This is a genomic window from Bacillus sp. D48C, assembly GCF_053345735.1.
Genome location: NZ_JBKFAQ010000011.1, coordinates 93,554 through 112,962 on the forward strand (window position 1 = coordinate 93,554; position 19,409 = coordinate 112,962).

General features: G+C 35.5%; 16 protein-coding genes. 10 read left to right on the forward strand and 6 right to left on the reverse strand.

The window, feature by feature from the left end:
• Nucleotides 1-327: 327 nt before the first annotated feature.
• On the reverse strand, nt 328-1,296 hold the full coding sequence (locus tag ACLBXA_RS22790; protein ID WP_151524419.1) for an ABC transporter substrate-binding protein: 969 nt from the start codon (nt 1,294-1,296) through the stop codon (nt 328-330).
• Nucleotides 1,297-1,468: 172 nt separating this feature from the next.
• On the opposite strand from ACLBXA_RS22790, the gene ACLBXA_RS22795 reads away from it, so the two are divergent.
• Genes ACLBXA_RS22795 through ACLBXA_RS22805 form a run of 3 tightly spaced genes read left to right on the forward strand, consistent with a single transcriptional unit; the run spans nt 1,469 to nt 4,362 of the window.
• Nucleotides 1,469-2,473, forward strand: a complete 1,005-nt coding sequence (locus ACLBXA_RS22795; protein ID WP_000925213.1) for a FecCD family ABC transporter permease — start codon at nt 1,469-1,471, stop codon at nt 2,471-2,473.
• Nucleotides 2,470-3,528, forward strand: coding sequence for a FecCD family ABC transporter permease (locus ACLBXA_RS22800; protein ID WP_000760052.1), 1,059 nt, complete (start codon nt 2,470-2,472; stop codon nt 3,526-3,528). The genes ACLBXA_RS22795 and ACLBXA_RS22800 overlap by 4 nt, the downstream gene beginning before the upstream one ends.
• Nucleotides 3,529-3,540: 12 nt before the next feature.
• A complete protein-coding gene (locus ACLBXA_RS22805) occupies nt 3,541-4,362 on the forward strand; it encodes an ABC transporter ATP-binding protein (protein ID WP_001167972.1) in 822 nt (273 codons plus the stop codon).
• A 30-nt stretch (nt 4,363-4,392) separates the two neighbouring features.
• Here the strand turns inward: ACLBXA_RS22805 and ACLBXA_RS22810 are convergent, their stop codons facing one another.
• Nucleotides 4,393-5,124, reverse strand: coding sequence for a class I SAM-dependent DNA methyltransferase (locus ACLBXA_RS22810; RefSeq protein ID WP_000885973.1), 732 nt, complete (start codon nt 5,122-5,124; stop codon nt 4,393-4,395).
• Nucleotides 5,125-5,337: 213 nt separating this feature from the next.
• On the opposite strand from ACLBXA_RS22810, the gene ACLBXA_RS22815 reads away from it, so the two are divergent.
• From ACLBXA_RS22815 to ACLBXA_RS22825, 3 genes are read left to right on the forward strand one after another with little or no spacing between them, the layout of a single operon-like run.
• Nucleotides 5,338-6,528 carry a glycine C-acetyltransferase gene (locus ACLBXA_RS22815; protein WP_000095903.1) on the forward strand — a complete coding sequence of 397 codons (1,191 nt, stop codon included), beginning with the start codon at nt 5,338-5,340 and terminating at the stop codon, nt 6,526-6,528.
• Nucleotides 6,529-6,572: 44 nt separating this feature from the next.
• Entirely contained in the window at nt 6,573-7,538 is a 966-nt protein-coding gene (locus ACLBXA_RS22820; protein WP_000723120.1) for an L-threonine 3-dehydrogenase, read from the forward strand.
• Nucleotides 7,539-7,597: 59 nt separating this feature from the next.
• The gene (locus ACLBXA_RS22825) at nt 7,598-8,020 is read left to right on the forward strand and encodes an NUDIX hydrolase (protein WP_001189930.1); all 423 of its coding nucleotides are present in this window, start codon (nt 7,598-7,600) and stop codon (nt 8,018-8,020) included.
• 37 nt (nt 8,021-8,057) lie between these two features.
• Here ACLBXA_RS22825 and ACLBXA_RS22830 read toward each other — a convergent pair whose 3' ends face one another.
• The 3 genes from ACLBXA_RS22830 to ACLBXA_RS22840 all read right to left on the reverse strand — a co-directional run bounded on the left by ACLBXA_RS22830 (nt 8,058) and on the right by ACLBXA_RS22840 (nt 12,495).
• Complete coding sequence (locus ACLBXA_RS22830) at nt 8,058-9,941, reverse strand: vWA domain-containing protein (protein WP_151524417.1); 1,884 nt, start codon at nt 9,939-9,941, stop codon at nt 8,058-8,060.
• A gap of 3 nt (nt 9,942-9,944) precedes the next feature.
• Complete coding sequence (locus tag ACLBXA_RS22835) at nt 9,945-10,838, reverse strand: ATP-binding protein (protein ID WP_000892989.1); 894 nt, start codon at nt 10,836-10,838, stop codon at nt 9,945-9,947.
• Nucleotides 10,839-10,965: 127 nt separating this feature from the next.
• The gene (locus ACLBXA_RS22840; protein ID WP_000743027.1) at nt 10,966-12,495 is read right to left on the reverse strand and encodes a cardiolipin synthase; all 1,530 of its coding nucleotides are present in this window, start codon (nt 12,493-12,495) and stop codon (nt 10,966-10,968) included.
• A gap of 213 nt (nt 12,496-12,708) precedes the next feature.
• Here ACLBXA_RS22840 and ACLBXA_RS22845 point away from each other — a divergent pair, with 213 nt between their 5' ends.
• Nucleotides 12,709-13,062: a hypothetical protein gene (locus tag ACLBXA_RS22845; protein WP_001106404.1), complete on the forward strand. Its 354-nt coding sequence runs from the start codon at nt 12,709-12,711 to the stop codon at nt 13,060-13,062.
• A gap of 482 nt (nt 13,063-13,544) precedes the next feature.
• Entirely contained in the window at nt 13,545-15,248 is a 1,704-nt protein-coding gene (locus ACLBXA_RS22850; RefSeq protein WP_000893348.1) for a putative bifunctional diguanylate cyclase/phosphodiesterase, read from the forward strand.
• Nucleotides 15,249-15,279: 31 nt separating this feature from the next.
• On the opposite strand, the gene ACLBXA_RS22855 is transcribed toward ACLBXA_RS22850, so the two are convergent.
• Entirely contained in the window at nt 15,280-16,677 is a 1,398-nt protein-coding gene (locus ACLBXA_RS22855; RefSeq protein ID WP_000448446.1) for an amino acid permease, read from the reverse strand.
• A gap of 452 nt (nt 16,678-17,129) precedes the next feature.
• Between ACLBXA_RS22855 and treR the strand changes: the two genes are divergently transcribed.
• Both treR and treP read left to right on the forward strand, forming a co-directional pair.
• Nucleotides 17,130-17,840, forward strand: coding sequence for a trehalose operon repressor (treR, locus tag ACLBXA_RS22860; RefSeq protein WP_000987242.1), 711 nt, complete (start codon nt 17,130-17,132; stop codon nt 17,838-17,840).
• 141 nt (nt 17,841-17,981) lie between these two features.
• Nucleotides 17,982-19,409, forward strand: a complete 1,428-nt coding sequence (gene treP / locus ACLBXA_RS22865; protein ID WP_000513939.1) for a PTS system trehalose-specific EIIBC component — start codon at nt 17,982-17,984, stop codon at nt 19,407-19,409.

A 19,409-nucleotide genomic window follows, 5' to 3' on the forward strand; every position in this document is an offset into this window, starting at 1 on the left:
ACAAAATATTTAGAAGTCAATAGAATTATATGGAAATAGAAAGAAAATTTCTGAAAAAGTTCTATTTTTCTTCGACCGTTACTGTATTTTGCCCTGAAAACAAGATGATAAGCGTTTTCAAATGTAATAATTGAATTCTAAAAGAAAATAAAATAGTGATTAATCAGAAAATTTAGATTAAAATATTTATTCTGATATAAAGAAAATATATTCTATTTACTTTCTCAATATAACATATTGGGAATAAAAATACAAAACGAAATAATGTGACATTTAAGTGAATTGAAAAATAACCAGCTCCATAGAAGGGAGCTGGTTAAGGAAATATTATTTAACAAAGCGTTTTTCGATGTCATCTAATAGTAGGTTAGCGGCCATTACGCCACCAGCTGTATTCCAAATAACGTCATCAACTTTGTATGCTTTACCATTTTTTACTGCATTTAAATTTTTAAATAGCGGATCATTAATATATTCTTTTTCTAATTCAGATCCTTTTTTCTCATTTGCTTTATCGAATGTGAAGTAGAATAATACGTCACCATCCATTGCAGAAATACGCTCTTTAGATACGTTACGCTCTGCAAAATCATCTTTGTTTTGATCTCCAGGACGTTTAAATCCAAGTTCTTTTAAAATAACACCAGAGAATGTATCACCATGATAAATACGAACATCACCAGGCATGAAACGAACCATAGAGATTTCTTGATTTACTTTATCGCCAAGTTTGCCTTTTAAATCTTTCATACGTGATTCGTAATCAGCTACAACTTTTTGACCTTCTTTTTCTTTATTTAATGCTTTTGCATAAAATTTGAAGTTATCTTTCCATTCACCACGTAATGTTTCTGAGAACACAGTAGGTGCAATTGCTTTTAGTTGTTCGTACACTTTTTCGTGACGCATTTTGTTACCGATAATTAAGTCTGGTTTTAAAGAAGCAATTGTTTCAACGTTAACTTGTCCTTCATCACCAACAACTTTTACATCTTTCATTTTATCCTTAATATGTGGATACCATGGGTCACCAGTCCAAGACTTTACAGCACCAACTGGTTTCACACCTAATTCAAGTAAAGCTTCAGTTCCTTCATTTGTTAAGATAACTACACGTTTTGGATTAGCAGGAACTTCTGTTTTACCCATTGCATGTTCTACAGTAACCACTTCTTTTTTATTATCTTCTTTTGTAGATTCTTCTTTGTTACTTGATTTTCCACAAGCGCTTAAAAGCATTGAAAATGCTAGTAAAAATACAAATACTGTAAACGATTTCTTCCGCATGAAATTCATTATGTACCCCCTACATGTTGAGAATATTTTTCAATAGCAAGCATGATATTAAGCCTTTATCTTTTAATTGTCAATATATATGGGTGAAAATAATTCTCATTTCCGTTGACAATAAGAATTAAGTTGAAATACACTAACAACGTATCATTATACATTGAAGGGGAAACGCTGCATGTTATTAAAAACAAATCGAGCAAAAGGGATTGGATTATTTGTTGGAATCATTGCAGTCGTTATTTGTATTTGGGGAAGTATTATTTTCGGATATACAAATACGAGTTGGAAACTAGCATTGGATGCTTTTTTCCATTTTAACGGTTCCAATGAACATATTATTATTCAAAATGTACGTCTGCCTAGGGCGTTAATTGCAGCTAGTGTTGGTGCTAGTTTAGCCATTGCTGGTTGTCTTATGCAAACTTTAACTAAGAATCCACTTGCTTCTCCAGATTTTATTGGATTAAATTCAGGTGCTGCGTTCTTCATAGTTGTAGCAATTGTAATCTTTTCAGTAACATCATTATCAGCTTTCACATGGATCGCCTTTTTAGGAGCGGCGGTTGCAGCTGTGCTTGTATTTGCTTCTAGTTCTTTAGGAAAAGAAGGGACTACTCCTCTTAAGTTAACGTTAGCAGGGGTCGCAATTAGTGCGTTATTTTCATCATTAACACAAGGATTACTTGTGTTAAATGAAAAAGCACTTGAAGAGGTATTATTTTGGCTTGCTGGATCTGTGCAAGGGCGAAAGTTAGAAATTTTACAATCTGTATTCCCATATTTATTAATAGGATGGATTGCATCTCTTATTATGGCAGGAAAAGTAAATACATTGATGATGGGAGAAGACGTCGCGAAAGGACTTGGACAACGAACAATTTTAATGAAATCATTCGTGTTACTTATTATTGTACTGTTGTCTGGTGGTTCAGTTGCGGTTGCTGGCCCAATTGGATTTATTGGGATTATTACTCCGCATTTTGCTAGATTTCTTGTTGGAGTTGACCACAGATGGAGAGTGCCTTATAGCGGATTGTTAGGTGCAATACTACTAATATTGGCTGATATAGCAGCAAGATATGTCATTATGCCACAAGAAGTACCAGTAGGAGTTATGACAGCATTTATTGGAGCACCGTTCTTTATTTATATTGCACGTAAGAGAGGGCTTAGCAAATGAAGAAATATATTCCGTTTCGTATAGGAAAAGGCGAGCTCTCGTTTTTAATGTATAAACGAGCTTGTCTCGTCTTGTTAAGTTTACTACTTGTTTTAATAGGATTATTCTTTGCGAGCGCAGGTATGGGAGACATGAAAATTGCTCCTTATGACGTATGGCAAGCAATTACCGGAAATGGCGATGCGATGTCAAACATGGTTGTAAATAAGTTTCGTATGCCGCGTATTTTAATTGCTATCCTCGTAGGAATTGCGCTCGCGGTAGCGGGCTGTATTTTACAAGGGCTTGTTCGAAATCCACTTGCTTCTCCTGATATCATCGGGATTACGGGCGGGGCAAGTGTTGCAGTTGTATTATTTTTAGCGCTATTTAGTGATAAAAATAATGCACTAACGGTAAGTATTCATTATATGCCGCTCGCAGCTTTTGCAGGAGCAACGATTGTAGCGGTTTTTGTATACTTATTTGCATGGCAAAATGATGGATTATCACCAATTAGCCTCGTTTTAATTGGTGTTGGATTCTGGGCATTAACGAAGGCTGCGACAACATTATTTATGTTGCTAGCACCAATTTATCAAGCGAGCCAAGCAAATGTATGGATTACGGGTACCGTTTATGGCTCTTCTTGGCAAAATGTTATGGTACTTGCGCCTTGGGTTCTCATTTTAACAGTAATATCATTTATCGCAGCTAGGCATTTAAATGCACAAGAGCTAGGGGATGATATAGCGGTAGGACTTGGGGTTCCTTTAACGAAGTCGCGTGTATTTATGCTATTACTTAGTACAGCTTTAATTGGTGGTGCGGTAGCTTTTGCCGGAGGGATTGGATTTGTCGGTTTAATGGCACCTCATATTTCACGAAGATTGGTTGGTTCTTTATACGGTGCATTACTCCCAGTTGCAGCTATTGTCGGTGCAATTCTAGTACTTGCTGCAGATTTAATAGGGCGTACAATTTTCACGCCACTTGAAATTCCAGCAGGGGTATTTACATCAGCAATTGGTGCACCTTATTTTATTTATTTACTTTATAAAAGTCGGAATTCATAAAGGGAGATGAATATGCAAAAAGCATTGGAGACGAAACGCTTGACGTTGTCTTATGGTGAAACAAGTATTATTGATGAGTTGAATTTAGAAATTCCAAAAGGCGAAATTACAATCTTTATCGGCTCTAACGGTTGCGGGAAATCAACTTTATTACGTTCACTAGCTAGATTATTAAAACCAACAACTGGTGATATTTTGTTAGATAATCAAGCCATTCAAAGTATGCAAACGAAGCAAATCGCTCGTCAAATGGCAATTTTACCGCAAGGACCACAAGCACCAGAAGGACTTACAGTATTACAACTTGTAAAGCAAGGGCGTTATCCATACCAAACATGGCTGAAGCAATGGTCAGAAAAAGACGAGGAAATGGTACAGAAAGCACTTGCAGCGACAGGTATGACAGAATTTGCTGAGCGTGATGTGCATGCTCTTTCAGGTGGGCAACGTCAACGTGCTTGGATCGCAATGACACTTGCACAAGATACAGATATCATTTTACTGGATGAGCCCACTACATACTTAGATATGACTCACCAAATTGAAGTGCTGGATTTATTATTCGAATTAAATGAAACAGAACAAAGAACAATTGTTATGGTATTACATGATCTAAATTTAGCATGCCGCTATGCAGATAACATTGTAGCAATTCAAGATAAACAAATATATGCACAAGGTAAACCTGAAGAAGTGGTAGATGAGAAACTAGTACGTGATGTATTCCGAATGGAGTGTCAAATTAGTACGGATCCGTTGTTTGGAACACCGCTTTGTATCCCGCATGGAAGAGGAAGACGTGTAGTTAAAGAAGTTGCTCAGGCGATAAGATAAAAAAACGATGAGTGATTCATCGTTTTTTTTTTATTTGGTACAAGAAAATAAGAGGAAGAGAGGAATTCGTAAGCGACGTTTATACTCTTCTTCATTTTGAAAATAGATTGGATTTGGTGTAGCTTCTTTTAATGATGTAATGGTAAATCCAGCTTGCTGTAATAATGTGAAATACTCTTCCGTTGTACGATGATATTTAATAACTTCTTGGTCAATCCATGGTTCAACCCGTTTGCCTAGTTTAAAATAATCATCGACGAGCCAACTCGTTCTTTTACCACTTGTTTGTAAGCTTTCAAATGAAGAAGTAATAACGGGATGTTGAACGCTAAAGGTAAAGGTGCCATTTGTTTTTAAAGTTTGAAACACATTTTGAAAAATGGTATCAAGATGTTCAATATAATGTAAGGCGAGTCTAGATGTTACTAAATCAAAAGTGGAAGAGGGATAGGTATAATCTTTGAGGTTTAAAAAATGAACAGATCCATTTTTATTTTCTAGTTGATTTTTAGCTTTTTCATACATAAGTTCGGAGCCTTCAATGCCAGTGTAAGAGTAGCATCCCTTTTCTAATAATTCCGCACCAAACTTAGCGTCACCACAGCCTAAATCGAGAATTTGTTTTCCTTGCACATGACCAATGAGCTGAAAGAATACTGGTTTTTCAATGGATTCATTTGGGCTATTTTCTCGGTATCTTCGTTTCATATATTGTTCGAAAAATGCTGTGTTATTGTATACATCAGATTCTGTAAATGCCATGTTTGAAACCTCCCAAAATATTTTTTTAATTCTATCAAATATGAAAAGTAAATGATAGATTTATTATAATGAATCATATATAATCTAAAATTGTAAGCGGTTACTTTAAACTATTTTTCTATAATAAATTCTGAAAACGTGTTAAGCTAGTAGAGGGATTATTAGAACTATTAAGACAATAATCCGCTTACATGAACGATGGGAGGCTTCACGATGTCTAGTAAAACACTTGCAAAATTTTTAGAAGAAAATTTAGAGGATTTAAAATCAAAGGGGCTTTATAACGTAATTGATCCGCTTGAGAGTTCAAATGGACCAATCATTACAATTGGCGGAAAAGAATATATTAACTTATCTTCAAACAACTATCTTGGATTAGCAACAGATAGCCGTTTGCAAGAAGCAGCAATTGGTGCAATTCATAAGTACGGTGTTGGGGCGGGAGCTGTTCGTACAATTAACGGTACTTTAGATTTGCATATTAAATTAGAAGAGACAATTGCAAAGTTTAAACATACAGAAGCGGCAATTGCTTACCAATCAGGATTTAACTGTAATATGGCAGCGATTTCAGCTGTTATGGATAAAAATGATGCAATTCTTTCAGACGAATTAAACCATGCTTCTATTATTGATGGTAGTCGTCTATCAAAGGCAAAAATTATTGTTTATAAACATTCTGATATGGAAGATTTACGCCAAAAAGCAATCGCGGCGAAAGAATCGGGTCTTTACAATAAATTAATGGTAATTACAGACGGTGTCTTCTCAATGGATGGAGATGTTGCAAAACTACCAGAAATTGTTGAGATTGCAGAAGAATTAGATTTAATGACATATGTAGACGATGCACACGGTTCAGGTGTACTTGGAAAAGGTGCAGGAACTGTAAAGCACTTCGGTCTATCTGATAAAGTTGATTTCCAAATTGGTACATTATCAAAAGCAATTGGGGTAATTGGTGGATATGTAGCAGGGAAACAAAACTTAATTGACTGGTTAAAAGTTCGTTCACGTCCATTCTTATTCTCTACAGCATTAACACCAGCTGATGCAGCAGCTTGCATGAGATCAATTGAAATCTTAATGGAAAGCACAGAGTTACATGATCGTTTATGGGAAAATGGCCGCTACTTAAAACAAGGATTAAAAGAACTTGGCTTTAACATTGGGGAAAGTGAAACGCCAATTACACCTTGTATTATTGGGGACGAAGTGTTAACACAAGAATTTAGTAAGCGTCTAAATGAAGAAGGTGTATACGCAAAATCTATTGTGTTCCCAACTGTAGCAAAAGGAAAAGGTCGTGTTCGTAATATGCCTACAGCAGCTCATACGAAAGAAATGTTAGATGAAGCAATTCGTAAGTATGAAAAAGTAGGAAAAGAAATGGGCATCATTTAAGTAAGGGCATCTTTTGAATAGCTTGCAAATGAGGAGTGGGGAAAATGAAAAAAATTCTAGTAACCGGTTCTTTAGGGCAAATTGGTTCTGAACTAGTAATGAAACTTCGTGATGTATACGGCGCATCAAATGTTATTGCAACAGATATTCGTGAAACAGATAGTGAAGTAGTAAAGTCTGGTCCGTTTGAAACGTTAGATGTAACAGATGGACAAAAATTACATGATATTGCAAAGCATAATGAAGTAGATACAATTATTCATTTAGCAGCTTTACTTTCAGCAACAGCAGAAAAAAATCCGTTATTCGCATGGAACTTAAATATGGGCGGACTTGTAAATGCATTAGAAGCAGCTCGTGAATTAAACTGTAAGTTCTTCACGCCAAGTTCGATCGGTGCATTCGGTCCATCGACGCCAAAAGATAATACACCGCAAGATACAATTCAGCGTCCTACTACGATGTATGGGGTAAACAAAGTAGCAGGAGAATTACTATGTGATTATTATCATCAAAAGTTTGGCGTAGATACGCGCGGTGTCCGTTTCCCAGGTTTAATTTCTTACGTAGCTCCTCCAGGAGGCGGAACGACTGATTATGCAGTTGAAATTTATTATGAGGCGATTAAAAAAGGTGCATACACCTCATACATTGCTGAAGGAACGTACATGGACATGATGTATATGCCTGATGCTTTACAAGCGATCATTTCATTAATGGAAGCTGATCCAAGTAAGCTAGTGCATAGAAATGCATTTAACATTACGGCAATGAGTTTTGAGCCAGAGCAAATTGCAGCATCAATTCGTAAACACATTCCGACGTTTACAATGGATTATGCAGTAGATTCAGCTCGTCAAACAATCGCTGATAGTTGGCCAAACTCTATTGACGCAACTGCAGCAATGAAAGAGTGGGGCTTTAAAGCAGAATACGATTTAGACAAAATGACAACGGACATGTTGGCTAAGTTAAAAAAAAAGCTCACAGCTGAGTTAGTGATGAATTAATAGGAAGAGTCGATTCTTAGGAATCGGCTCTTCATTATTTTTGGGAGGAGAGAAGTCTTATGCAAAGAGTAGATGTCGTATACGCACTAATACATGACGAGGAAACAGATAAAATATTAATGGTACATAATGCAGAACAAAACGTTTGGTCATTGCCAGGTGGGGCTGTGGAAAAAGGTGAAATATTAGAGGAAGCACTAATAAGAGAAGTGAAAGAAGAGACAGGTTTAATTGCTACGTTAGGTGGACTTGTTGCGATCAATGAAAAATTCTTTGAGGAATCAGGGAATCATGCACTATTTTTTACATTCCGAGCGAATGTAGTAAAAGGTGAACTTATTGCGGAAGATGAAGGTGAAATTTCTGCAATAGAGTGGGTGGATCGAACAATTGCGAATGAGCGCTTCCCATACTATGACGGAGGATTTGAATCCTTATTAGAAGTAGCCATTCCATATAAGTTTCAACCAGAAACAAAGTAATTGAATGAAAAAACAGGAGCCACAAGGCTCCTATCTTCTATTCAATCGTCTTCAGTAATAATTTTTTCAGTAATGGTTTAATCTTCAATCGTAAATCTTCAGCATGATTTGCAACTAAGAAGTGATGGTTATAAATGTTCTTCATCAATTGATAAGTTGCTTCTTTTGCCTCGCCTTCTTCGATGAAGATACCGATTACTTCCATGCCACTTTTACGCGCGAGTTTAACAGCTTCATGCGTATCTAAAATTCCATCTTGTTGATAGTCTAGCGCAGAAGGCTCACCATCTGTGAAGACTAGTAAGAATTTATGTTTCTCAGGTCTTTTTGCAAGCTTTTCAGAAACGATACGAATAATATATCCGTCGCGGTTATCTTCTTCTTCACGAAGTTGCATAATTTCCGGACCAACGTTTGGTAACGTTGAGTTTTTATAATTTACAACTTTATGGATAACGTTCGGCTTATCTTCAGGTTTAGCGCTAGAGGCATCTTCCCAAAATCCGCTAATAGCGTGCGGGATTTTTAAAGATTTTAAAGCTTCATGGAATAGTACAACACTCTTCTTCGTCTCTTCCATTTTGTTATACATAGAACCAGAACAGTCAACTAACAGTTGGAATGCAACATCGAGTTCTTGTGACTCTTGTCCTTTTTTATAAAACATACGCGGTTGTTTTTCGGTATAAATACGAAGGAATTTTTTGCGAAGCCTTCCGTAATATTTATCACTATTCGCATTCGTTTTATTTTCAATCGTTTTTTCGATAATTTTCTTTAATTCTTTTACATCTTTATTGACGACTGATTTGATAGCTTGGTAATCTTTTTTCTCATCGATATTTGCTTTGCGAGCTTCTTTAAATGTATGAGAAGCACCTACATTATACTTACCGTATGCACCGTCGTGCTGGCTAGAAGCGTGTGAAGCTCTTGCTTCTTCTGTATCAGCGCCATCAAAGTTGGATTGTGTACTTTTTTGAGAAGTACCTTGTACAGAACCAAGTGCTTGGTCGCCATCTTCTGATTCACGAGCAGTATCGCCCATCATGTTTGTTTTTGTTCCGCTTTCTAATTCAAAGCGTAAAAAGTTCTCGTTTTCGTTATTTTTATTTTCACGATGCCATGTGGAGAAACTTTCATCCATTTTGTTTTTATTTTCATCGTCATCTATAAGCTGTGTATCATCATTTGCTAAATCTTCGACGCGACAGTTCTTTTCGTCTGCAAGAACAGATAAGTAAAGTGGAGCATGTCCGAAATAGTTGTTAAGCATATCACTTTCAAGAAGCGCCTCTAAGCGATAGCGAATTTTCTCAACGACATACATAATATCTTCTGTATTACGTGCTTGGAATGTTTCATGTAAAATCGCTTCAATTTGCTCAAAATATTCATTATTAAACATTTCATATTTATCGCTCGTTAATGAAAGATAGCATAGGCAAAACAAACGATCACCGTGATAATTACGAACGCGGTTTATTTCATTTTGAGAGCCGAAATAATTGCGGTACATTTCTTTTCGGCGTTTAAAAATATGCTTCGTGCCAGGACGTAAGTTCTTTACGATTTCCTCAACGCGTAAATCTTCTAATAGAACAAATAATTGTGTTAAAAACTTTTTTAGGGGCGATTCTTGCAATTCAATCGCATAAGAACGAATTAAAGTCATGTCCGAGTAATGTTTATTACCAAGTGCTTTTAAGAACACTTCGCTTTTTAATCCGATTACTGTATCTTCTTCTTTTCGATCATCCCAAAAGTGACTAATGACAACTTTCTTTTCAATTTCGTCGTAGTATGCTTTATAGCCATATTCAAGATAGGCATCGTCTTCTTTTAGAAGGGCATACATTAAGTTTTCCATTTGTAGAAACAGCGACGCATCAATTTTTTTGTCACTAAAAATTTGTCTCATAAATTATCCCTCAAAGAAATAACTTTCTGCTAATTCACGGACAGTCATTTGTTCTGTTTCATCATTAAGTTTTGCAATTATGCTTCGTTCAATAGCGCGCATAACAGGAATATATACACCTAAATCACATGCGTCGATAATACCACGAATACTTGCTGCTTCTTCACTTACACGTCCATCGCGAGCTAAAGGCATAAGGTCGCTTGCAAATGCAACAAACTTTTCAATTGTTGCAACATCATTTAATTTTGATTCTGCTAATAATAGTTCTTTTAATGTGTCACCTTGAATGTAAGGAACTTCAATAATAACGAAACGGTTTTTTAATGCTTCATTTAGTTCACTTGTTCCAACGTAACCTTCGTTAATCGCAGCAATTACACGGTATTCTTCATCACCGTATACAACCTCTTGTGTAAATGGGTTTGTGATCATTTTACGGTAATCTAATGCGCCGTGAAGTAGCGGTAAAGTTTCAGGTTTTGCCATATTGATTTCGTCAATATATAGGAAGTGACCGTTCTTCATTGCTTTCATAAGAGGACCGTTAACGAATGAAACTTCAGATGCACCATCTTTCGTTTGTAGTGTGTTGTATCCTAAAATACCTTCTACATCTAAGTCGACAGAGCAGTTAATGCTATGCATTGGTTTTTGAAATAAAGAAGAAAGAGTTTCCGCTAGTACTGTTTTACCACTACCAGTCGGTCCTTTTAATAGAATGTTCTTGCCAAGAAGAAGTGCTGTAATCGCATCTTCGATAATGCTGTTATCAGATGCTTTATATATTTTAGTACCGATTAAATGAGCATTTTCACCAGCTTCTTGTTTATTCTTTTCATGAATCGTAGAAAGCTGCTGTTTTAAATCAGAATGTATATGAAATTGTTCTAACATGTATTTCCCACCTAACATTATTTTCATAAAGTAATACATCTTATGATAACTTGTTTTAATATGGTATGCAAAGAAAAGGAAGGAGGATAAAGGGAAAAGAAAAAGCAATCAAGATGAAGTTGATTGCTTACAGTAAAGGAGAAATGAGCCTCATGAAAGACTCCAATATGCGTTTTTTTATACTTCTTTTTTGGAAAGAGTTCCATTTAATTTCAGTTGAATGTTTAAAATCTTTTTCAAAATCACGTTTAATATCGTGAACTGTTTTTGATTCATAAAGTACGCTAATAATTTCGTAATTCAATTCAAAGCTACGTACATCCATGTTCGCTGTTCCGATAGTTGCAATTGTATCATCAACGAGTACAATTTTTGCATGCATAAAACCATCTTTATAACTGTAAATAGAAGCACCAGCTTTTAAAAGTGGAGTGAAATAGGATTGAGATGCTTGATCACTAATGATGCTATCACTTTTACCTGGATATAAAATCCGTACATCTATTCCGGCAATTGCACTTAAGCGTAATAATGTTAAAGTTTCTTGATCTGGAATAAAGTAGGGTGTAGCGATCCAAATGGATTTTTTTGCAGAGCCCATAACAGCTAATAATGTATTACGAATACTTTTATCATCGGAGCTTGGTCCGCTTGCTACGATTTGAACAGCACCTTCTGCATGTGAAATCTCTTTACCTGGGAAGTATTGTCTATTCATGAATTGATCCCAGGAATAAGTATTTAGACCACTAGAGGCATAGAGCCAGTCTTCTAGAAAGATTGCTTGTAATTTATATAATGCTTTTCCTTCTATTTTTAGATGACTATCACGCCAAACAGGAAATTTCTTTGAACGGCCAAGATATTCATCACCGACATTGAGTCCTCCGGTAAAACCAATTTCTCCATCTACAATAACAATTTTTCGATGGTTACGATAATTGACAGTTTCAAGTAACCAAGCTGAAAAAATAGGGTCAAATTCTACAATTTCAATCCCAGCTTCTTTCATAGGTTGCAAAAATCGTCTTCTTAACGTGTTACTTCCAAGACCATCATAAAGGAAGCGTACAATAACACCATCTTTTGCTTTTTGTATTAAAGCATCTCGAACTTTTGTACCAATTTCATCAGATTTATAAATGTAGTATTGAATATGTATATGATGTTTTGCCTGCTCTATAGCTCGCAAAATTTCTGAAAATGTTTGATCTCCGTTTGTTAAAAGTTTTGTAGTTGTTTTATCTGCGGCAGGACCGCCTCCAAATTTTTGTATGACTTCTGTTAAATGTATGGAACGTTCATTTAGTGGGACTGTGAGTAATAACTCTAGTCTTCTTCCTTCTAATATTTCACGGAATAATTTTCTTTGTTCTTCTGAACGATGGAGATGTTTTTTTCTTCTCCAGCGGCTGCGCCCGAAAATAGCGTATAAAAGCACACCTATAATAGGAAGAAGTGCTAATACTAAAAACCATGCCAATGTGCTTTGTGGAGATCTATTTTCTATAAAGATAACGAATGAAATTCCTACGATTGTGATGGACCATAGAGCACCGACAAATGTATATAACGAAATATACGATGTATTTAATAGGAACAGAACGATAGATACAATTGTAAATATTAATAGTAACTGAACGATAGGCTTCTTCATTTCTATATAATTCCCCTAATCTTTTTTCAATATAGATTTCTTAAATAGAAGATGTAATATGACATCTTTATTATAAGGTGTTTTGCTTTTTTTACAAAATATAGACATTTCACCTATACTTTCCGCATTTGTCCTACATACAGTGTACTATCACATTTTTATCCCACTCTTAATGCATATGAAAATGAAAAAATCGAAAAGGAGCGGAGAAACATGAATTATATAGAAAATAATGGATTGTATTATCGGAATCATCATCATGGAGGACACAATCATGGTGGGCACAATCATAACGGCGGACATCATCACCATGGAGGACACAATCACCATGATCACCATCATCATCACGGAGGCGGATGGGGCTGGGGGGGTAGTTCATGGGGAGGCGGATTTTTCCCTGGAAGCTTTGCAGGAGGAGTGTTAGGTGGACTGACAGCTGGCGCATTAACGGGTGCAGCAAGTGGAGGGTATTATCCAGCGCCATATCCAGTAACTTATCCATCACCATACCCTGTAACGTATCCAATGCCATACCCAGGTTATCAGCAAATACCATATTCGTATTAAACTAAAAAAGAGGCTACCCTCTTTTTTAGTTTAATACGGTATTTATTTATAAAATACTTCCAAAATTAAGGTGAAAATATGTTAATATTTTGTTATTGTAATTCAAAAACATATACATTAATGTAGATTTTCATATTATTATTCGTGAATAGTTATGTAGTATGGTCTAATTTCTATTTTGTTATTAAAGAGTAAAGAGATCAGATGTGAATGGTATTAGTTAGAAACAGGGCTTGGATAGAGCCACTTAAAAGGATTGCAGTATAATAAGGTGCGAAATAATTAGGGAGATGAGAAGCTACTAGTTATAATTGAAACGGTATAATATTGCTTTTTATTACAAATAATATTATGTTATTTTAATCGGTCTATTTAAAAAGATAATTTATGTAATGGGCTAGTATTAGAAAATGAAATATCTCTATTTCTATGAAGAGAAACAGGTTGTGTTTTAGTCAGATAGGAAGCAAGGAGAGATGCGCATGCTAGAACAGAGAGGTCATGCATTATATGACTCTTCATTGCGAGATTTAAAGTTAGCATTAGATGAGTCTTCAATTGTTGCAATTACAGATCGAAAAGGTCTTATTACATATGTAAATGATAAATTTTGTGAAATCTCTAAATACAAAAGAGAAGAATTAATTGGAAAAGATCACCGTATTTTAAATTCAGGACATCATCCGAAAACCTTTTTTCAAAACTTATGGAAACGTATTTTGAATGGGAAAGTATGGACAGGTGAGATTCGGAATCGAGCAAAAGATGGTACATATTATTGGGTCAAAACAACAATTGTTCCATTTTTAAATGAAAAAGGAGAGCCATACCAGTTTATCGCAATTCGAAATGATATTAGTAGTAGAAAAGAAGCAGAACATAGATTGCGGCTAAGTGAAAGTCGTTATAGGGAACTTGCCTATCATGATGCTTTAACCAGTTTGCCGAACCGTTTGCAATTAATAACAACCGTTAATAAATTGATTGCAGATAAAAAAGAATTTGGTATGATTTACTTTGATTTGGACCGTTTTAAATTAGTAAATGATACGTTAGGTCATATGATAGGGGACTTACTTTTAAGCGAAGTCGCTTCACGGTTGCATTATGTACTAGGAGAGAAAGATGTTCTGGCTAGGCTAGGTGGCGACGAATTTGTGCTGTTAACAAAAAATCATAGGCAAGATGATATGAGTCAGTTAGCGACATCTGTGTTGTCATGTTTTCAGGCACCATTTATGTTGGAAGGCCATGAAGTATACATTTCAGCTAGTCTAGGACTTTGTTCTTATCCACAAGACGGACTAGACGTGGAAACGTTATTGAAAAACTCTGACTTAGCTATGTATAGTGCAAAAGAACAAGGTAGAAACGCTGCATGTTTCTTTACAGATGAGCTACGGGCGAAAATAAATCGTAGAATGAAAGTTGAGTTTGCTTTGCAAAAGGCAATTCGTGATGAAGAGTTAGATGTAGCATTGCAGCCTATTATTGATTTGAAAACGAAGAGATATTCTGGTATAGAAGCTTTAGTACGCTGTATGACAGAAGACGGCCCCATTGCACCAAGCGAATTTATCCCGGTAGCTGAAGAGTCTGGACTTATTATAAAGCTAGGAGACTGGGTATTAGAAAAATCGTGCCGATTGTTTAAAACATTGCCAAATTATCAAGAAGGACTAAAGTTATCTGTGAATTTATCTATACAACAATTAATGCAGAAACGTTTTATTTTGTCTGTACGTAGCATTTTAAAGAGAACTGGTTTTCCTCCGAACCGTTTAATATTAGAAATAACGGAAAGCATTGCAGTCCGCCATTTTGATTATATTATTGCTACATTACAAGAATTAAGAAATATGGGTGTTTTAATTGCTTTGGATGATTTCGGAACTGGCTATTCTTCCTTATATTATTTAAAACAACTACCACTGGATATTGTGAAAATTGATCGTAATTTTATTCGTGAATTTCATTATGATCACGCGCAACCAGAACGAACAATTGTAAAATCTGTTATTGAAATTGCTCATAGTTTAAATTTAGCAGTAGTTGCTGAAGGGGTAGAAACAGTAGAGCAAGAGAGTTTGTTACAATCAATGAGCTGTGATTATGTACAGGGATTTTATTATGCGAAACCTTTATCTGTAGGAGAGTTAAAAGAAAAGTTAATTACAGATTTTTAATAAAAAAGAGAAGCCAGCAGCTTCTCTTTATTTAATCCGTTTTTTGTGAGTCTTTCATTAGTACTGGATAAAGAATAAGACCTAATACGAACAATCCAATTCCTAAGAAGAACGTTTTTAAATCAGCAGTTCCCGTTTTGATAACCCAAATTGAGTATACAAATGCTAATGTAGTGATGATCCCGTCCTTTATTCGAGAACCAGGCATTATATCATACGTTTCTCCTGTAATAACCAGTTTGAATTGGTACAGAGTAGAAACTAGGTATGGAATTAAATAGGCTAATGTTGCTACGACAATAGCGAAACTATACGCTTCTGAAACAGTACCAGAAATCGTTGAAAATAAGAAAATTTGCGTCATTACATTTGTAATCAATAATGATTTTGAAGGACTACCTTTTTTATTTGTTTTCCCGAAAAACTTAGGGAAAAGTCCATTCTTTGCTGCCTGGTAAGGTACTTCTGAACTAACAACAATCCAACCAACTGTAGATCCAAATAAAGATATAAGAGCGAGTAAAGCCATGATATATGCGCCTTTATTTCCAATTGCTAAATTTAATGCGTCTACTAATGGTTTTTGAGACTCTTTTAAAGCATCTTGCGGAAGAGCTCCCATTGTAAGTAAAGTAATTGACATGTAAATAAGAAGAGCGATAATTAATCCGAAAATCGTAGCTTTTTTTACATCGCGCTGTGATTTTGCACGATTAGAAAGCATAACTGCTGATTCAATACCGATAAATGCCCAGAGTGTTGCAATAGCAGCTGAATTGATTTGTCCACCTAACGAGATGGATTGTCCTGCTTCATTCATAAAGGTTTGACCGTCTCCGAAATTAGAGGCATTGAAAATGAATAATGTAATTACAATAAACATTGTAAATCCGATAATTTTTGCAATGGTAGCAAGTAGATTCATATTTCCAGCTCGATCAATATTTTGAGAAAGAATATATTGAATTCCCCACAGCATAAGGCTACATACGAGGAAAGTTAATCCTTTTCCGAGTTCTAGTGAAAATCCGTTTATTGAAAAAAGAATTTGCTTACTTTGTAAAACTGGAAAGAATGTTGATAAATATCCAGCAAAGGAAATAATAACAGATGCTGTTGCAGCCCAGTTAGCAGCCCAATATCCCCATGCCATACTATATCCCGCAACTTTACCAGCTTTTTTTGAAGGAAACATCGCTTGAGCGTAGCTTTGTGGTCCAGCTTTTAATTCTGGTTTCCGAATCGCTAAATTTCCAAATACAAGTGCAATCATAAATACGCCAAGGCCTGTAATACTCCATGCGAGTGTAGAACCCATTGGCCCTGATACTTGTGCTAAATTTGCTGGAAGCATAAATACGCCACCGCCAACCATATTCCCGATAACAAATGCTGTTAAAACCCATAATCCCCATTTTTTCGTTTCCATTTTTGTTAACTCCTTTGTAGTAAGTTTTGCTTAAACATCATTTTTTACTAGCTTTTTGACAATAAAAAAAGAGCCATGTAGATAAAAAAATACCTACATGGCTCTTTCGCCAAAGCGTAGGTACAACGGGAATAACCCTTGTACCTACGCGTAATTTTTCCGCTAGGTTTCAAGGGTTACGTATGATGATGATGTTTTTGTGCAAATGAAACTACAGTTGTTGTATAAGTAAGCATAGTTCTTTGCTCCCTTTCTCCTCTGATTTTGAAGTTAGTATACTACATGTTTTTTTGAATGAAAAGAAAAATATAAAAATTTTTATAAAAATACGTTTTAAAGATTAAATATTTACCTATATTTTTCTTGTACTGGAAAATAAGTGAGAGATTGGCAGAAGAGTGAAGCATGTTATAATACATATAGAATTAGAAGGTGACAAGGGGCTATTGTAGATGATGAGTAAGTATGAACAAATTTATACAGAAATCAGTAAATCTATTGATAATAAACAATTAAAAGAGGGATGCAAAATCCCATCAGAAACAGAATTAATGAAGCAGTATGAGGCAAGCCGAGGCACGGTAAGAAAAGCTGTAGATTTACTGCAAGAGCGTGGATATGTGCAAAAAATTCATGGAAAAGGTGTTTTTGTTTTAAAGCGAAAAAATATTGAATTTAATTTTGGCGGTATTGTAAGTTTCCAAGAAGAAAATGAACGTTTAGGACGTCATTGTATTACGGAAGTTGTGGAAATGGACAAAGAAAAAGCCACAAAAGAAATTGCGAAATTATTAAATGTAAAAGAAAAAACAGAGATTGATCATATTAAACGTGTACGAAATATTGATGGAGAAAAAGTAATTTTAGATATAAATCATTTTGTATCTGAGTTTATTCCAGGATTAACGAAAGAAATTGCAACTGCATCGATTTATAAATACATTGAGAAAGAGCTTGGGCTACATATTAGTTATTCGCAGAGGGTAATTGAAGTACAGCCGTGTACAGAGGATGACAGAAAGTATTTAGATTTAAATGGAACAGACTATGTTGTCGTTGTGAAAAACTTTACACATTTGTATGATGGAAGTCAGTTTGAATACACAGAATCACGCCACCGTTTAGATATTTTTCACTTTTCGGATGTGGCACGCAGGAAGTAAAGAGGTGGAACAAAATATTGTTTCATCTCTTTTTTTATAAAAAAAAACACAAACTCGTATATACGAGTGTTGACTAACTTATATATACGAGTTAATATGTAATTGTAAACGGTATCAAAAAAAGAAAAGAGGGACGGGAATATGGGGAAAGACTATCGTAAAACAGCAGAGGAAGTGTTGCAGTATATTGGTGGGAAAGACAATATTGAACAAGCTGCACATTGTGTGACGAGGCTCCGTATCGCTTTAAAAGATGAAAGTAAAATAGATAATGATAAATTACAGTCTGTTTCATTAGTGAAAGGAGCGTTTCATAACGCTGGTATATTTCAAGTTGTAATTGGTCCAGGGGATGTAGATCGTGTTTACGCTGAATTGATAACGCTTGCAGGTATGGAAGAATCGACTGTAGCTGACGTAAAAGATTCTGGAAATCAGAAGTTAAATCCAGCTCAAAAGTTTGTGAAAATATTTTCGGATGTATTTATGCCGATATTACCAGCGATCGTAACAGCTGGTTTACTAATGGGTATTAACAATCTATTAGGGGCAAAGGACTTATTTTTTGATGGGAAAAATTTATTAGATGTTTATCCGAACTTAGGCGGGCTTTGGGATTTAATTAATATGATGGCCAATACAGCATTCGTATTCTTACCAGCACTTGTCGGGTGGTCAGCAACGAAGCGTTTTGGTGGTAGTCCAATACTAGGGATTGTTATGGGATTAATGCTTGTGCACCCGGCCTTATTAAACGCTTGGGACTATGGAAAAGCAGCGACTGGTTTAGAGGGTCAAAAGATTGAGTACTTCAATATTTTAGGACTGTTCCAAATTGAGAAGGTAGGATATCAAGGACAAATTTTACCTGTTTTAGTAGCAGCTTTTGTATTAAGTAAAGTGGAAATTTTCTTAAAGAAACATGTACCAAATGCAATTCAATTATTAGTTGTACCAATTACAACAATCGTTGTGACAGGTGTGTTAGCATTAGGAATTATCGGTCCGGTTACACGTCATATTGGAGATTTATTAACAGTAGGATTAGTAGGTGTATATGAAACAGTACCAGTAGTTGGAGCAGTATTGTTTGGAGCATTATATGCACCGCTTGTAATTACAGGTATGCATCATATGTTTATTGCAATTGATTTACAATTGATTGCACAGCACGGTGGCACATTCATTTGGCCAATGATTGCTCTTTCTAACATTGCGCAAGGTAGTGCGGCACTTGCAATGTTCTGGATTTCTAAAAATCAAAATGATAAAAGTATGGCATCAACATCAGCCATTTCAGCATACTTCGGTATTACAGAACCAGCGATGTTTGGTGTGAATTTACGAAATAAGTTCCCGTTCTATGCAGCGATTATAGGGTCTGCTGTGGCAGCGATATTCATTACATTAAATGGTGTATTAGCACCTGCTATCGGAATTGGCGGATTGCCAGCATTTATTTCTATCATTCCGAAATCGATTCCAATGTTTATTGTAGGAATGATTATTGCAGTTGTAATCCCATTTACTTTAACATGGTTATTTGCAAAAAGAGTCAAACAGAAGTAG

Coding starts and splice junctions, on each gene's coding strand:
- ACLBXA_RS22790 (WP_151524419.1), bottom strand. CDS start 1,296: ATGAATTTCATGCGGAAGAAATCGTTTACAGTATTTGTATTTTTACTA.
- ACLBXA_RS22795 (WP_000925213.1), top strand. CDS start 1,469: ATGTTATTAAAAACAAATCGAGCAAAAGGGATTGGATTATTTGTTGGA.
- ACLBXA_RS22800 (WP_000760052.1), top strand. CDS start 2,470: ATGAAGAAATATATTCCGTTTCGTATAGGAAAAGGCGAGCTCTCGTTT.
- ACLBXA_RS22805 (WP_001167972.1), top strand. CDS start 3,541: ATGCAAAAAGCATTGGAGACGAAACGCTTGACGTTGTCTTATGGTGAA.
- ACLBXA_RS22810 (WP_000885973.1), bottom strand. CDS start 5,124: ATGGCATTTACAGAATCTGATGTATACAATAACACAGCATTTTTCGAA.
- ACLBXA_RS22815 (WP_000095903.1), top strand. CDS start 5,338: ATGTCTAGTAAAACACTTGCAAAATTTTTAGAAGAAAATTTAGAGGAT.
- ACLBXA_RS22820 (WP_000723120.1), top strand. CDS start 6,573: ATGAAAAAAATTCTAGTAACCGGTTCTTTAGGGCAAATTGGTTCTGAA.
- ACLBXA_RS22825 (WP_001189930.1), top strand. CDS start 7,598: ATGCAAAGAGTAGATGTCGTATACGCACTAATACATGACGAGGAAACA.
- ACLBXA_RS22830 (WP_151524417.1), bottom strand. CDS start 9,941: ATGAGACAAATTTTTAGTGACAAAAAAATTGATGCGTCGCTGTTTCTA.
- ACLBXA_RS22835 (WP_000892989.1), bottom strand. CDS start 10,838: ATGTTAGAACAATTTCATATACATTCTGATTTAAAACAGCAGCTTTCT.
- ACLBXA_RS22840 (WP_000743027.1), bottom strand. CDS start 12,495: ATGAAGAAGCCTATCGTTCAGTTACTATTAATATTTACAATTGTATCT.
- ACLBXA_RS22845 (WP_001106404.1), top strand. CDS start 12,709: ATGAATTATATAGAAAATAATGGATTGTATTATCGGAATCATCATCAT.
- ACLBXA_RS22850 (WP_000893348.1), top strand. CDS start 13,545: ATGCTAGAACAGAGAGGTCATGCATTATATGACTCTTCATTGCGAGAT.
- ACLBXA_RS22855 (WP_000448446.1), bottom strand. CDS start 16,677: ATGGAAACGAAAAAATGGGGATTATGGGTTTTAACAGCATTTGTTATC.
- treR (WP_000987242.1), top strand. CDS start 17,130: ATGATGAGTAAGTATGAACAAATTTATACAGAAATCAGTAAATCTATT.
- treP (WP_000513939.1), top strand. CDS start 17,982: ATGGGGAAAGACTATCGTAAAACAGCAGAGGAAGTGTTGCAGTATATT.